Source organism: Streptomyces sp. NPDC002734 (assembly GCF_040295685.1).
Lineage (GTDB): Bacteria > Actinomycetota > Actinomycetes > Streptomycetales > Streptomycetaceae > Streptomyces.
Window position 1 is genome coordinate 19,582 of record NZ_JBEOVU010000003.1, and the last position, 14,130, is coordinate 33,711.

A 14,130-nucleotide genomic window follows, 5' to 3' on the forward strand; every position below is an offset into this window, starting at 1 on the left:
GGGCGGTCCGGCGTCGCCCTCAGGCCGCTCGGGGCCGGAGACAGCGCCGTCCGGTGCCGCCCTCAGGCGACGCGGTCCGCCGCCTCCTCCAGCCACGCCACCACGCGCTCGCGGGCCACGGCGTCGAGGGCCTGCTCGTGAGGATCGGTGCGGTCGAAGCGGTGGAAGTACGCGCCGCGCACGCCCGCCAGCTCGGAGTCGAGCGCGACGCGCAGGACCGGCAGCGTGCCGTCGTCGAGCGTGGACCTGACCGTCAGGGCGCTCTCCCTGACCATGGGGGTGGGCATCTCCCGCGCCGGGTGCACGACGTTCACCGGGACGCCCTCGCGGGCCAGCTCGATCGCGGACATCACCAGCGCGACCTTGCTGCGGCAGTACGCCACCACGCCGTCGTAACCGTGCTCGAAGTCCATGTCGTCCAGGTCGATGGGCAGTTGGCCCATGCTGCCGACCTGCACGACGCGACCGTCCGGCGTCAGCGCAACGGCCAGCTCGCGGGCGACCAGGTGCGGCGTGACGGCGTTGACCGCCATCCGCAGTTCGACGCCGGCGGCGTTGGTGCCCCGCACGGTGGGGTCGGCGCCGCCGCCGACGGCCGCGTTGTTCACCACCAGGTCCAGCGGGCCCTCGGAGGCGACCACCGCGCACATCCGTCGGACCGCCGTGTGGTCGGACAGATCGCACTCGACGACCAGCGGCGAGGGCGCGCCCATCGCCTCCGCGGCCGCCACCAGCTCCTTCCCCCGCCCCTCGGCGCGCACCGGCAGCACCAGCCGCCACCCCCGTCGCGCCAGGTCCAGGGCGATCTCCCGCCCCAGACCGGAGGAGGCCCCCGTCACCAGGGCGGTTCTCGGCGCCGTGCTCATCGTGCGACCCCCGTCAGTTCCGGCACCCGCGCGGTGCCTCCGTACCGTCCGCTCGTCAGGTCGACGAACGCGGGGCCGTGACACCACCCCGTCGGCAACAGGCAAGCACAACGGGCGCCGGCGCCGCGGCACAACATCGTTTTCAGCGGCGGGCGTCGAGGGCCGGAACCGGTGAAGTCGGTGCGGTCCGGCCGCGTTCGCCCCTACAGTGCCCGGTGGGCCGTGACTGGCGCTGAGGTGGAGCACCACCGGGGAGCGGTCCGACGAGACGTCGCTGCCGTGCGCCTGGGCGAGTGGCTGCTCGACGCCTGGAGGCGACGATGTCCCCGATCCGCACGGCCCAGCTGATGGACGGCGCCGCCCTCGCCCGGCGCGTCGTGGACGAGGCCGCAGTCAGGGCGGCGGAGTTCGCACGCCGCACAGGGAGCGGCCCGTGCCTGGCGACGGTGCTGGTTGGGGAGGACCCCGCGTCGGCGACGTACGTCCGCATGAAGCGGGCGCGGTGCGCGAAGGCCGGCATCCGGTCCCGGCACGTCGGCCTGCCCGCCACCACCACGACCGCGGAACTGGTCGACACGCTCGCCGCCCTGTCCGCCGACCCGGACGTGCACGGCATCCTGCTCCAGCACCCCTGCGGCCCGCACATCGACGAGCGCGCCGCGTTCGAGGCCGTCGACCCCGCCAAGGACGTCGACGGCGTCACCCTGCACTCGTTCGCCGCCATGAGCTTCGCGCGCCCCGGCTTCGTGTCCTGCACGCCGGGCGGGATCATGCGGCTGCTCAAGGAGTACGACGTCGAACTGAGCGGCCGACACGCCGTGGTGGTGGGCCGCAGCGCGATCCTCGGCAAGCCGGCGGGCATGCTGCTGCTCGCCGAGGACGCGACGGTGACCTACTGCCACTCCCGCACGGTCGACCTCCCGGCGATCGTCCGGGAGGCCGACGTGCTGATCGCGGCCGTCGGGCGGCCCCGGCTGATCCGGGGCGAGGACGTCAAACCCGGCGCCGTGGTGATCGACGCCGGCTACAACCCGGGCAACGTCGGCGACGTCGACTTCGACGCGGCCCTCACCCGGGCCCGCCTGATCACTCCGGTCCCCGGCGGCGTCGGGCCGATGACCATCGCGGTGCTGCTCGCGCAGACCGTGGACGCCGCCGAGCAGCAGCTCGGCGGCGCCTGAGCCGGTCGCGGCGCGCGCCGCACGTGGCTCAGTTGCGGTACCGGAAGAGGATCCGGCCCCGGCTCAGGTCGTACGGGCTCAGCTCCACGAGCACCCGGTCGAAGGGGAGGATACGGATGCGGTTCTTGCGGATCTTCCCGCTGATGTGCGCGAGCACGTGGTGCCCGTTCGGCAGCTCCACCGTGAAGGTGGCGTTGCGCATGCACTCGACGACGGTGCCTTCCATCTCCAGGCCGTTCGCTTTCCTTGCCAAGACGTCTCGCTTCCGAGGTGAGTAGGTTCGACAGTTCGAGAGCTCGACTGTCCGATGTGAGTGTGTGCCGGTGACCCGGCGGGGCGGTCTGTCCTGCGTCTGCCCGGTGGCAGCGGTTCGGTCACCGGGTCACGTGGGGCGGTGGCCGGCCCCCGCCCCCGGTCCCCGGTCCCCGTCTTCGGCCATCGTCCCCGGTCTCCGGTCAGCAGGACCGTGAACGCGCCCCGGCCCGGCGCGACCGCTGGGCGGCCGGGAGGCCAGTCCCCGCCTCGTGACGGCGGGGCGCATGCCGTGCGGGCCCTGGTCCTGGTCCTGGTCCTGGTGACGGGTGGTGCGCGCCTGCGCTGTGAACGCTCGGAGGTCAGGGCCGCACCAGCTCCAGGGAGGCGCCGGCCCGCCGCGCCCCCGCGCCCTCGAGCAGCGCGGTCGCCGCAGCGTGGGACGCGTCGGCCTCGGCCCAGGCGAAGCCGACGCCGTCGCGGGCCAGCGTGTCCAGCGCGTGGGCCAGCAGCGCCCGCCCGATCCCGCGCCGGCGCTCGTCGGCCCGGACCGCGATCAGCCCGACCCGGGCCCGGCGTCGCACCCGCACCACCCGGACCAGCCCGACGTACGCGCCCCCGTCCTCATCGTTGCGTCCGGCGCCGGAGCGTGCCCCGTCCCGGACGGCCACCGCGTACTTCGACGGGTCCACCACCGTGTCGCCGGGCGGGCCCGACACCAGCTCGGCCGGCAGGGGGTGCAGGCCGGCCGCGGCGCCGACCTCCTCCCGGATCGCGCGGTCCAGGGCGCGCAGCCGATCCTCGTCCGCCTCCCCGGCGGGCAGGATCGACACCCCCGCCGGGAGCGGCACCGCGCCGAGTCCCGTCACGCGGGGGTCGGTGGGCAGGTCGTACGCCCACTCCCGGCGTCCGACGGTGAATCCGAGCCGCTCCCAGCCGACGCGGCGGTCGTGGTCCTCGTCGCCGATCAGGGTGTGCAGCGGTTCGGGGAGATCCGCCAGCATCGCGGCGGCGAGCCGGTCGAAGGCGGCGTCCTGCCACACGTCGACGCTGAGGAAGAGCCGCCCGTCGGGCCGGCGTGAGACGTCGCCCTGGCCGACGACGGTCCCGTCGTCGGCCGCGGCCTCCCACCGGTCCTCCGCGACGCGCGTGACGCTGACTGTGCTGCTCATGGGTGTTCGCCTTTCAGGAGTACCTCGGCAGAGGAAGGCGCTCCCGACGACACCACCTGGGTCAGTCGCACACCGTGACGAAAGGAGGGAGCACCCACCTCGAAACAACGTCGTTCACGGGTCTCACCTCCTTCGAAAGGTCACGGTCGACGGCAAGGTATCCCCGCGCCCCGCGTCCCGTCCAACTCTTTTTCCCCGCACGGCAGTCGGGGGCCCGGGCGCCCACCGGCGGACCCGGTGGACAACGACCTGGCGAGACCGGAAGGCGGCCTGCCGGGACCGGCTGCGCCGACTTCGTCCGGATATCACACCGGACCACGGGGTACCCGCATCGCCACGGCCCAGAGCCGAGCCCGGTCACGCGGCGACAGCAACGGAGATCCAGATGAAGGCCAGCCCCTCTGCAGCCATGCCTACCGCACAGGCATCGGCGGATCCCTGGACGACCCATCTCCTCTGTGACCGATATCAGCTGGAGGAGAAGATCGGGATGGGCGGCATGGCCGACGTCTACAAGGGCGTCGACACCCGCCTGCAGAGGCCCGTGGCCGTCAAGGTCTTCCGCCCGGGGGCACACCACCAGGCCGAGGACTGCCTCGCCGCCGAGGCGGTCCTGCTCGCCGGCCTGCAGGGCCCGGGCCTGGTCACCGTCTACGACATGGGACGCCACGACGGGCGCGCCTTCCTGGTCATGGAACTGGTCGATGGTCCCACGCTGCGCGACCTCCTCGAAGGCGGGGCCCTGCCCCAGCGGCGGGTCGCCGAACTCGGCGCCGCGCTCGCCCAGGCACTCGCCCACGTCCACCGTTCCGGCATAGTGCACCGCGACGTCAAGCCCTCCAACGTCCTGCTCGACACCGCCGCCGGCGCGCCCCACCTGGCCGACTTCGGCATCGCCCGCTTCGTCGACGCCACCCGCCACACCGCCCCCGACGCCCTGACCGGCACCGCGGCCTACCTCGCCCCGGAGCAGGTCGAGGGCAAGAGCATCGGGCCCGCCACGGACGTCTACGCCCTCGGACTGGTGCTGCTGGAGTGCGTCAAAGGGCGGACGGAGTACCAGGGCACCCCGCTCGAGGCGGCGATCGCCCGTCTCCACCGCCCGCCGCTGATCCCCACCTGGCTCTCCCCGGACCTCGTCGCCCTCATCCGGGCCATGACCCACCTGGACCCCGCCGCCCGTCCCGACGCCGCGCACTGCGCGAAGACCCTCGCCGCCCTGGCTGCCGGGGGCAGCCCTGACGCGGCCCCGCTGCCGGTCCCGCCGTCGACGGACCTGGTGTTCCCGGTGCGGTCCGCGGAGCCGGACGCCGCGGTCACCCGGTCCGCCCCCCTCCCGGCCGGCCCGCGCCACGGCCGCCGGGTGGCCGTGGGCACCGTCCTCGCCGCTCTCTCCGTGGCCCTGGGCGCGACCGTCGCCCTCGCCCCCGACACCAGCGGCAACAACGACGACACCCGCGCCTCCGCCACGGCACCGCAGGCCCAGCGCCCCTCCGGCAAGGCGAGCGCCGAGGACACCGCCGCCGACAGCACCGGCGACTCCGACCGGGTTCCCCCGACCGTCTCCTACGCCGTCCCGGCCGCCAACCCGATGGGCTCGACCGGCCGCAAGGCGAGGACCGGCAAGGCGGCGGCCGCGGACCGGGAGGCGGACGGCCGTCACGGCAAGAAGGCCGACCCCGCCGAGGCCGGCAAGACGGAGAAGGGCGGCAAGGGAGGCAAGAGCGGCAACGGCGCCCCCGGCGACGAGGGCGGCGGAGCCGCCGAGCCCCCCACCGCCCCGAGCACCGCCCCCACCCCCGCCGACGAGCCCGCCGAGACCCAGCCGACCACCCCGGGCGGCCCGGACCGGACCGAACAGTCCGACCCCGCCACGCCCCAGGAGGGCACCGGCTGAATCCGGCCGACCGCCGCCCCGTCCAACGCCGCGGTGGCGGAGGACAGCCCTCTCCCGGACCTCACCTGACGGCCGCCGAACCGCCAGGACCCGAACCACCAGGACCCGAACCGCTGGGACCTGATCCGCCGGGACCCGAAGCGGCCGTGACAGGCGCCGGCCGCGCGGGACGACGAGTCCTGACGCTGCCCCGCGACCGGATCCGACCGGGACTCCGACCAGACTCCCCCCACAGGCCGACCTCGCGCACCCGGGCGGCTGGCCTTCCCGCCGCACCGACGGGTGCTCCGACTGCCTCCGTCGGCCCCGCCCGTAGCGCCCACGCCGGCTTCCGCCCGCCGTACCGATGTGTCCGCGGCGTCGACGCGTCACCGGATCACCGCGTCACCGCGCCACCGCTGTCGGAGCCGACGGCTACGGTGCGACCGATATCGACGGTCCACCTCGGAAGGAGCCGGCTGTGGGAGCCAAGACCGGAGTGCTGGTGTACGCCGACGGCGACGTGCCCCCTCTGCTGCGGCAGGTGGGCGCGGCCGACCCGGCTCGCACCACCGCGATGATGCGGCGGCTCTACCCGGGCTGGGAGATCGAGGAGTGCCAGGCGGACGAGGGCGCGTGCCTCTCGACGGGGGTGTACCCGCCTGAAGGCACCGCTTACGCCGCGGCCTGGCCGGGGCTGGAAGTCGTGGGCGACCAACGGGTGATGATCGACCGCCCTTCCGAACTTCCCGAGTACCTCGTAGCGGCGAGCGCCGGACGACGACTCGTGCTGCACGCCATGCACAGCGTCGTCGACTGGCTCGCCTTCGCGGTGTGGGAGGACGGACGCCTGGTCCGATCCCTGAGCCTCTCCCCGGACAGCGGCATCATCGAGAACATCGGCGAACCACTGCCCTTCGAGGTGCCCTACTGGGCGGGTGACCGACCGGCGGACGTCGTCCCGTGGCCCGACGAGGACGAGGAGCCGTACCCGCTGCCCTTCCACCCCCTGGACCTGGGCGAGGACGCCCTGCGCGCGCTCTGCGGCTTCGTGCAGGAGGGAATGCCGGAACCCGACGACATCGACGCGTCCGCGATCAGCCTGCACGGCTTCCGGGTCCGGTGCCCCCACGGCCCCACCGTGGCCGAGCGGGAGGCCGCGTTGCGGCAGGCCGGGGCGGCGATGGGGCCCCCGCGTGTCTACACGACGGGTCGGACGGCACGCTGGTCGAACTCGGCGGCCTGGACGAGATGATCGCCGACGTGAAGCGTCTGAGCGGGCAGGCCGCCCCGGGGACGACCGCGCCCGGGCAAGGCCTCCGTCCTGGCGGACAGAGCGAGTGACCACCCGCCCTCGGTCAAGCGGCGGAAACCCGACCCGCCCTCCTCGCCGTGTACGAGGATGACCAGGACCACGAGCCCCTGAGACGCCCGAACGGGAGCGCCCGATGCCGCACATCACCGTCGACTACTCCGAGTCGCTGACCGAGGCCTTCGACCGCCACGGCTTCGCACGCGAACTGCACCCGCTCACCGCCGACATCGCCAAGACCGCCGTCGGCAACTGCAAGACCCGCTTCCGCCGTGTGGAGGAGACCTACGTCGCCGAAGGGGAGCCCGGCAACGCGGTGGTCCACGTAGAGATCACGCTCCTTCAGGGCCGCACCGACGAGGTCAAGACGGAGCTGAGCCAGGCCGTCCTCGCCCTCCTGCGGACACGGGTGGCCGCCGTGCCCGACCTGACGGTGCACGCCAGCGTGGACATACGCGAACTGGGCCCGGCGTACCGCAAGCACGTCTCGGCCTAGGCAGCACCACGCCCCGTCCACGGCGGGCACCGTGCCTCGGGCACCGCGTGCCCATCGCTCGTGCCGATGCCCGCCGTGACTGTCAGTGCCGTCACCTACGGTGAGCTCATGGCCCAGTTCCAGGACTTCAACTTCAAGCTCCTCGTCATCGAGCAGTTGATGTACACCGACGAGACCCTGACCCCGCGGTTCCACCTCGTGGACCTGCTGCGGCAGCAGGGCCTGGGCAACGACGCGTACACCTACGCCCACGAGCAGGGGCTGGCCTTCAAAGTCGTCCCGCAGGCCCGCGACCACTTCACCTCGCTGTCCATACCTGACGACCTGCTGGCCGGCGTCGAGGAACTCTGCCTGGACGGCGGGCTCGAGGTGTACCAGGAGTGCGCCCCGATCTGGGACGGCGAGGACGACCTCTTCGACGTCGCCTCCCTCGACGACCTCGCGCTGCTCCCCAACCTCCGGCGCGTCATCGGCTCGGAGTTCCTGACCCCCGAACAGCGGGACGTCCTCGTGGCGCGCGGCATCACCACGGACTGAGGCGCACGCCGGAAGCCCCGCATCGTCATCGCCGACAGGAGACCACCCGTATGACTGCGTCGAAACCCTCAACGGATCGCAGCTCGACGTCCGAGATCTGGCCTCTGATCCACGCCGAACGCGCGGCACTGGCGGCCGACCTTGCGGAGTTGTCCGACGGACAGTGGGAGACCCCCTCGCTGTGCGCCGGACTCACGGTGCGCGAGGTGCTGGCGCACCTCACCGCGGGCGCGAGCCTCAACACCGTGCGCTGGCTGGCAGGTGTGATCCGCTGCCGTTTCGACTTCGACAAGCAGGTGGCCCTGCGGCTGGCCGAGCAACTCGGCGCGAGCCCGGCGGAGACACATGAGCGGTTCCGGAACGTCGTCCCGAGCACGACGAAGCCTCCCCTCCCCGTCGTCGCGATGCTGGGCGAGACGATCGTGCACGCGGAAGACGTCCGGCGTCCGCTGGGCATCGACCACGACTACCCGATCGACGTGGTCACGCGGGTGGCCGAGTACTACCAGGGATCGGACCTCGTGGTCCTCGCCAAGGGACGCATCGGCGGCCTGCGACTCGTCGCGACCGACGGGCCCTTCCGGACCGGCTCCGGTTCCCCCGTGTCCGGTACGACCCTGGCCCTGACGATGGTCATGACCGGGCGGGCAACGTACCTCGACGATCTGGAAGGCGACGGCGTCGAGCTCCTCCGCGAGCGCTGCGGAGCCGCATGACGGTGAAATCGAGCCGCGCAACGGTGAGTTCGCCCACCCGGAGGCGCCCACACCGCATGCCATCCGCGGCTCGCCCCGAAAACCGATTCGCTATTCCCCTGGTCATGCCGTACGGTCAAGGAACAACGACGCGGGGTGGAGCAGCTCGGTAGCTCGCTGGGCTCATAACCCAGAGGTCGCAGGTTCAAATCCTGTCCCCGCTACTGAAGGCTCAGGGCCGGAATCCTTCAAGGATTCCGGCCCTGAGTGTTTCCACCGTCTCCACCGCCGGCCCGCCTCCGCAGGCCCGCCGCCGTGGCACGTCCAAGTCCCGGTCCCTCCACAGGCCGGTAACGTTCCGCCCCACGCGAGGGCCCCGGTGATCGCCCTCCCGCACAATTCCCTCACCGACCGTCGTACGACGACCGGTGACGGAAGGACGACGGGGGAGACGCGGTATGCCCATGTACACGAGAGGGTCCAGGAAGCGGTGGCTGCTGCCGCTGGTGCTGGGTCTGATCTTCGCCGTGGCCGGCCTGGTCGTCCCGGTGATCAGCCTGGTGTCCGCCATCGCCGACCACCGCGCCTATCTCGCGGCACCGCCGTGCGCCGACGGCACGTCGTTCGAGGACACGACCGACTGCCGCGCGAGCCAGAGGTCCACGGACACGAGCGTCAAGGTCGGCGGCGGCGACGACGACAGCGAAACGGTCCGCTACCTCTTCGTGTCCCTGCCCGACGGGTCCAGCGCGTTCACGGCGCTGCGGGACGAGTCCGACACGATCAGCGTCCGGGAAGGCCAACCGGTCACCGTCATCGCCTGGCGCGGGGAAGTACGGGAGTTCGTCGTCCCCGACGGCCGGATCCCCGCCGAGGCCCACCCCGGCGGCTGGACGGAGACCGAACTGCGTCCGACGTGCTTCCTGCTCCCCTTCGGCGCCGGCCTCCTCCGGACGTCGCACCGGATGCGCAGGCCGCGCCGGCAGGGCCGGAGCCTGGAGTCCGTCGGCCGGTGGAGCGTGTCCGTCCCGTTCGTCACCACCATGCTGTTCGGCGTCCTCACCCTCGCACCCGTGGCCATGGCGCCGAGCCTCCTTGCCGCGGCGACTTCCTCGGTCTGCGCGGCGGCACTCGCCGTGGTCGGCGGCGCGGCGTACGGCGCGCGGCAACGCCGCCGGGCCGCACGCGAGGCCGTGGCCTTGTCGGAGCGGTATCTGCCGGAGCCGCCGGACGAGGAAACCGTGGTGCCGGCGGCCGTGCTCGGCGACGTGCCGTACAGCGGGGAGGAGGCGCAGTACCTGTTCATCGGCCCGGAAGGACTGTCGCTCGAGCCTTTCGAGCCCTTCGAGTCCTTCCCGCCCTTCCAGTCCCGTGAAGCCGCCGCCCCGGCCGGCACCGGCGACGCACCCCAGGACGAGGGCGAGCCCATCCCCGTCCCGCCCCTCTCCTTCGTCCGCCTCCACGCCACCGCGCCCGAGGACCCCCGCTGCGCCGCACTCGAACGGCCGGTCGCGGTCGAGTGCCGGGACGGTGAGCGGGAGGTGTTGCTGGTCGTCCCCGAGCTCCACGTGCCCGCGCTCCTGGGCGCATTGCAGACCCCGGTGACTCCCGCGGCCCGGGAACAGGCATAGCCGTTACCTCAGCCCGATGCGCACGCTCGGTGGACACCTCGGCGGCTCCGGCACCGCTACCTCACCCGCCCGCCCGCCCCACCCGCGGCGACTACCGCCCGACGAGCGTCGCCCACACCCCCGCCGGATGCTCGTCCGGCGTCATCCACAACCGCGGCTGCGAGTCCTCGAACCGCGGGTCGGCCGTCGGCTCCCAGACGAACCGGTTCTCGGCATCCGGCCAGACCACCTGCAACACGGGGAGCGGCGGCTTGCGGTAGAACGCGATCGCCCGCCCGAAGAACTCCCGGTACCAGCCCCGCTTTGCCGCCCGCAGCGCAACCGACCGCCCTTCGATGACGCCCTCGTACGTCCCACCGTCCTCCAGTGCGGTCCCGTCCGCCGCCTGACGCCCCAGCTCGTTGAGCAGCGCGTGCATGAGCTGGACGTCCAGTCCGAACATGGCCAGCTCCGGCACACCGTGCGAGTGCAGGAGCCCGACGGTGTACGCGAACCCCGGCCCCTGCTCGTCGGCCGGCACCATCACGACGCTCCAGCCGTGGTCCTGGACGTGCCGCACCGTGTGCTCGTCCAGGGCAGTGGCCTCACCCCTGTCCCCGTAGTCATGGCAGATCACGCAGTGGCAGGCGGCACGCTCGTTCGACATGCCCGCGACCGTACCGCCGCTGTCCGACACCGCCCTCGCGCGAGCGACGCGCCGCTCATCCGGCGGGCTCTCGCCGCACGCCTGTCGGACACCAACGGGAATCACCGCCCTGACCGTCCCCCTCGACCTCGACCTGCCGACGAGCCCCCTCCCTTCGCGCACACCGCCCAGACCGTCTTCCCGGAAGGCGGCCGCGGCCGCCACCCCCACGCGACCGCCAGCGCCTGAACCAGCAACAACCCTCGCCCCGCCTCCTCACCCTCCGCCACTCTCGGCTCCGGCAGCCGCTCACCTCTCGCGTCGTCCACGGACACGACCAGCAGCCCCGACACCGACGCCTCGGCCTCCAGCCGCAACCGGAACCCACGCCCCGGTACGTGACCGTGGGTGACGGCGTTGTTCGCCAGCTCCGCCACCACCAGTGCCGCCGCCTCACCCGCCTCCGACGACGGCGGCCAGTCCCACAACTCCAGCTGACGCGCAGCAAGCAGCCGGGCGAGCCGTGCCCCACGGGGCGTTCCGCTGAACAACTGTGCCCACCGCTTCCGGGTGGGAGTTTCGAGAACCATGTGACTCAGCGTGGCCGCCGCGACCTACGCTGGCGAGGACGACGGCCGGTACAGGCGACGCCGTGCGGACGTGGCACGTGACGTGTACGACCTGTCGGGTGGAAGGCGGTGGCGCCGATGACTCACGAGACGGACGAACCCGAGCCGTACGAGGAACTGTTCCGCGCGGTCGGCAGACAGCTCAAGCTCCTGCGGGAACGAGCGGGTCTCACCCAGCGCGACCTGGGCGACCGCCTCGGGTACAGCGAGGACCTGATCTCCTCCCTGGAACGCGGCCGCCGCACTCCGCAGCGGGAGTTCCTGACCGCGGCCGACGATCTCCTCGGCGCGGGCGGCCTGTTGAGCGCGACCGCGGACGAGGTGGAGAGCGCGCGGGCGAGGTCCCGGGTCCGTCACCCGGCCTGGTTCCGCGACTACGCCCGGCTGGAGGGGGCTGCGGTCGCCATCGACTTCTACAACAACCATGACGTTCCCGGTCTGCTCCAGACGGAACGACGAGCGCGCGCCCTCTACGAGATGCGCACGCCTCTGCTCGACGACGAGACCATCGAGCGCCGCGTGACCTCACGCCTGGCTCGGCAGGAGATCCTCGGTCACTGGCCTCCGCCCATGGTCACCGCCGTCATCGAGGAGGGCGCCCTCCGTCGCCCCCTCGGAGGCCGCACAGTCCACAAGGAGCAACTGCAGAAGCTCCTGGACCTGGGCCACCGCCGCAACATCTCGTTGCAGGTGATGCCGACCGAACGCCACGAGCACGCCGGCATGGGCGGCGCTTTCGTCCTTCTCACCCCGAAGGCAAAGCCACAGGTCGCCTACGTGGAGACCCAGGCTCATGGCACCGTCCTGGTCGCCTCCGAGGAAGTCCGTATCCTGGCGGCACGCTACGGAACGATCAGGGCGCAGGCGCTCACCCCGCACGAGTCCCTCGCGCTGATCGCGGACATCCTGGGGGACCAGTGACCGACGAGACGGCAGCCCAACTCACCTGGTGCAAGAGCAGTTACAGCGGCAACGAGGGCGGCGAATGCCTGGAGGTGGCAATCTCCTCGGCTGCCGTCCACGTCCGCGACTCGAAGGACACCGCCCGCGCAGGGCTGTCCCTCACCCCCGCCGCCTGGAAGGCGTTCCTCGCTCTCACGACCCCCTAGCGCAGGCTGCCCGCCGGACCGGCCGTGCAGCACCGAGCGGCCGGAAGATGCAGCTGCTCACCGCTGAGGCGCCCTGCCGGGACGTACGTCCGTGCGCCCACCAGGCCACCTTTCCGCCACCGTGAACCCGCAGCACGGTCGAAGGCATGGCAGACACCTGGACGCAGGAGTGCGCGGGGCGTGGGGACGACACCCGTTGCCCGCACGGGGAGACGCTCACCATCGACGTCGGACTGGACGAGTACCGCTGCGACGACTGCCGGTACCACTGGGAACTGGACGAGCTCGAACCGAGCCGCCGCGTGGGAGAGGCCGGACACGGCACAGCGGCATGACCGGGACCTGCCGACCGGTGATCAGGGGAGGCGCGTGCCCTCGATGAGACGGGCCCGGGCGGTGGCGAACCGCAGCTCGGGACGCTCCCAGGTGACCTTGGGCGGCGACGGCGCGATCGTCCCCACCCGCGTGGCCCCCAGCCGTCGGTAGAACGCCTCGGCCGGGGGATGCGCCACCACGCGCACCTCCGTCAGGCCGGCCTCCCGGGCCTCGCCGAGCATGTGCTCGACGAGCAGCCGGCCGACACCCGTCCCCTGCGCGTCGTCCTCGACGAACGCCAGGTCCAGCTCCGGCGGTTCCAGCACCAGGGCGTAGAAGCCCACCAGCCGCCCGGTCGTCCCGACGGCCACATGGACCCGGTGCCGCGCGACGTAGTCGGCGGTCACCCGATAACCCTCGATGATCGATGCGTACTTCCCTCGATAGGCGCCGGACTCCCGGACCAGCGAGGTGAGACGCTCCGCGTCCTGAGCGACGGCACGCCTGATCGTCATGGGCTCCATGCGCCGAAGTATAGGGGTGCTGGCCGCATCCGCCTATTACATAACCGTCGGCTGAGGTCATGCCGGAGAGGCCCAACTAAGCGCACCCACAACGGCGTTGGACAGGCGCGCCGTAAAAGGGTGCGACGGGCGCGGGGGTTCGGGCAAAGATGCGGCTCATGATGAAGAGGGACCCCATGATCCGGGCCGCGGCCCGCAACAACGCCGAGTGGTGCGCGGTGATGAGCCGAGCGCACGGTCTGGTGGGCGAGTTCGGGACACAGGCGTGGGCCGTCCCGTCCCGGCCGCCGCTGTACTACCCGGACGCGGTGACCCTGGTTCCGGGGACGGATGCCACAGCACTGCTGGAGCGGATCGACACCGCCACCCCCGGTGCGTGCGTCAAGGACAGCTTCGCCGACCTCGACCTCTCGGGGGCCGGCTTCACGGTGTTGTTCGACGCCCAGTGGATCCACCGCCCGGCGAGTGCGCGGGCGACCGCGCCGGCCACCCGGCCGGAGTTCACCTGGAGCGAGATGAGCGACCCCGAGGCGCTGCGTGCCTGGGCCCTCGCCTGGGTCGATGGTGACGCCAACGGGGGGCACCCCTTCCGGCCCGAACTGCTCGACGACCCGACGACCTCCCTGCTCGCGGGTCACGCCGCCGACGGCACCGTGACCGCCGGGGCCGTGGCGAGTCGCAGCGACCACGTGGTCGGCATCTCCAACGTCTTCGCGGTCGAGGGAGGCACCGACCGAGCCTGGCCCGGGCTCCTCGGCGCCGTGCACCGACTGTTCCCGACCCTCCCCGTGGTCGGCTACGCACACGGCGCGGACCTCGACGCCGCCGTCCGCCACGGCTTCCGAGCCATCGGTCCGCTGCGGGTCTGGCGGCACCAGGACCGGCACCACGCGCTCCCCGCCGGCTGACG

At 72.6% G+C, this 14,130-nt stretch carries 17 protein-coding genes, 1 tRNA gene and 1 riboswitch; of the genes, 12 read left to right on the forward strand and 6 right to left on the reverse strand.

Going from position 1 to position 14,130, the window contains the following annotated elements:
* Positions 1-62: 62 nt before the first annotated feature.
* Entirely contained in the window at positions 63-866 is an 804-nt protein-coding gene (locus tag ABT026_RS03405; protein ID WP_351111694.1) for an SDR family NAD(P)-dependent oxidoreductase, read from the reverse strand.
* Between the two features lie 212 nt (positions 867-1,078).
* Positions 1,079-1,164, forward strand: a riboswitch (ZMP/ZTP riboswitch).
* A 22-nt stretch (positions 1,165-1,186) separates the two neighbouring features.
* On the opposite strand from ABT026_RS03405, the gene ABT026_RS03410 reads away from it, so the two are divergent.
* Positions 1,187-2,047 (forward strand): bifunctional 5,10-methylenetetrahydrofolate dehydrogenase/5,10-methenyltetrahydrofolate cyclohydrolase, encoded by an 861-nt coding sequence (locus tag ABT026_RS03410; RefSeq protein WP_351112169.1) that lies wholly within the window; start codon positions 1,187-1,189, stop codon positions 2,045-2,047.
* A gap of 28 nt (positions 2,048-2,075) precedes the next feature.
* Here the strand turns inward: ABT026_RS03410 and infA are convergent, their stop codons facing one another.
* The gene (gene infA / locus ABT026_RS03415; RefSeq protein ID WP_351111696.1) at positions 2,076-2,300 is read right to left on the reverse strand and encodes a translation initiation factor IF-1; all 225 of its coding nucleotides are present in this window, start codon (positions 2,298-2,300) and stop codon (positions 2,076-2,078) included.
* 361 nt (positions 2,301-2,661) lie between these two features.
* Positions 2,662-3,471, reverse strand: coding sequence for a GNAT family N-acetyltransferase (locus ABT026_RS03420; protein ID WP_351111698.1), 810 nt, complete (start codon positions 3,469-3,471; stop codon positions 2,662-2,664).
* Between the two features lie 409 nt (positions 3,472-3,880).
* On the opposite strand from ABT026_RS03420, the gene ABT026_RS03425 reads away from it, so the two are divergent.
* The 7 genes from ABT026_RS03425 (at position 3,881) to ABT026_RS03455 (ending at position 10,018) form a co-directional block, all read left to right on the forward strand.
* The gene (locus tag ABT026_RS03425) at positions 3,881-5,368 is read left to right on the forward strand and encodes a serine/threonine-protein kinase (protein ID WP_351111700.1); all 1,488 of its coding nucleotides are present in this window, start codon (positions 3,881-3,883) and stop codon (positions 5,366-5,368) included.
* Between the two features lie 460 nt (positions 5,369-5,828).
* The gene (locus ABT026_RS03430; RefSeq protein ID WP_351111702.1) at positions 5,829-6,602 is read left to right on the forward strand and encodes a DUF6928 family protein; all 774 of its coding nucleotides are present in this window, start codon (positions 5,829-5,831) and stop codon (positions 6,600-6,602) included.
* 193 nt (positions 6,603-6,795) lie between these two features.
* Positions 6,796-7,155: a 5-carboxymethyl-2-hydroxymuconate Delta-isomerase gene (locus ABT026_RS03435; protein WP_351111704.1), complete on the forward strand. Its 360-nt coding sequence runs from the start codon at positions 6,796-6,798 to the stop codon at positions 7,153-7,155.
* Between the two features lie 108 nt (positions 7,156-7,263).
* A complete protein-coding gene (locus ABT026_RS03440) occupies positions 7,264-7,692 on the forward strand; it encodes a DUF6892 domain-containing protein (RefSeq protein WP_351111706.1) in 429 nt (142 codons plus the stop codon).
* Positions 7,693-7,742: 50 nt separating this feature from the next.
* Positions 7,743-8,408: a maleylpyruvate isomerase family mycothiol-dependent enzyme gene (locus ABT026_RS03445; RefSeq protein WP_351111708.1), complete on the forward strand. Its 666-nt coding sequence runs from the start codon at positions 7,743-7,745 to the stop codon at positions 8,406-8,408.
* A gap of 129 nt (positions 8,409-8,537) precedes the next feature.
* Positions 8,538-8,611, forward strand: a tRNA-Met gene (locus tag ABT026_RS03450).
* 240 nt (positions 8,612-8,851) lie between these two features.
* Positions 8,852-10,018, forward strand: coding sequence for a hypothetical protein (locus tag ABT026_RS03455; protein WP_351111710.1), 1,167 nt, complete (start codon positions 8,852-8,854; stop codon positions 10,016-10,018).
* A 91-nt stretch (positions 10,019-10,109) separates the two neighbouring features.
* Here the strand turns inward: ABT026_RS03455 and ABT026_RS03460 are convergent, their stop codons facing one another.
* Both ABT026_RS03460 and ABT026_RS03465 read right to left on the reverse strand, forming a co-directional pair.
* Positions 10,110-10,664, reverse strand: coding sequence for a DUF4262 domain-containing protein (locus tag ABT026_RS03460; protein ID WP_351111712.1), 555 nt, complete (start codon positions 10,662-10,664; stop codon positions 10,110-10,112).
* Positions 10,665-10,765: 101 nt separating this feature from the next.
* Entirely contained in the window at positions 10,766-11,233 is a 468-nt protein-coding gene (locus ABT026_RS03465) for an ATP-binding protein (protein WP_351111713.1), read from the reverse strand.
* 117 nt (positions 11,234-11,350) lie between these two features.
* Here ABT026_RS03465 and ABT026_RS03470 point away from each other — a divergent pair, with 117 nt between their 5' ends.
* The 3 genes from ABT026_RS03470 (at position 11,351) to ABT026_RS03480 (ending at position 12,716) form a co-directional block, all read left to right on the forward strand.
* Positions 11,351-12,193 carry a helix-turn-helix domain-containing protein gene (locus tag ABT026_RS03470; protein WP_351111715.1) on the forward strand — a complete coding sequence of 281 codons (843 nt, stop codon included), beginning with the start codon at positions 11,351-11,353 and terminating at the stop codon, positions 12,191-12,193.
* A complete protein-coding gene (locus ABT026_RS03475) occupies positions 12,190-12,381 on the forward strand; it encodes a DUF397 domain-containing protein (RefSeq protein WP_351111717.1) in 192 nt (63 codons plus the stop codon). Before ABT026_RS03470 ends, ABT026_RS03475 begins: the two co-directional genes overlap by 4 nt.
* 146 nt (positions 12,382-12,527) lie before the next feature.
* Positions 12,528-12,716, forward strand: a complete 189-nt coding sequence (locus ABT026_RS03480; protein ID WP_351111719.1) for a hypothetical protein — start codon at positions 12,528-12,530, stop codon at positions 12,714-12,716.
* 21 nt (positions 12,717-12,737) lie between these two features.
* On the opposite strand, the gene ABT026_RS03485 is transcribed toward ABT026_RS03480, so the two are convergent.
* On the reverse strand, positions 12,738-13,220 hold the full coding sequence (locus ABT026_RS03485) for a GNAT family N-acetyltransferase (protein ID WP_351111721.1): 483 nt from the start codon (positions 13,218-13,220) through the stop codon (positions 12,738-12,740).
* A 161-nt stretch (positions 13,221-13,381) separates the two neighbouring features.
* Between ABT026_RS03485 and ABT026_RS03490 the strand changes: the two genes are divergently transcribed.
* A complete protein-coding gene (locus tag ABT026_RS03490) occupies positions 13,382-14,128 on the forward strand; it encodes a hypothetical protein (RefSeq protein WP_351112171.1) in 747 nt (248 codons plus the stop codon).
* The last annotated feature ends 2 nt before the right edge of the window (positions 14,129-14,130 follow it).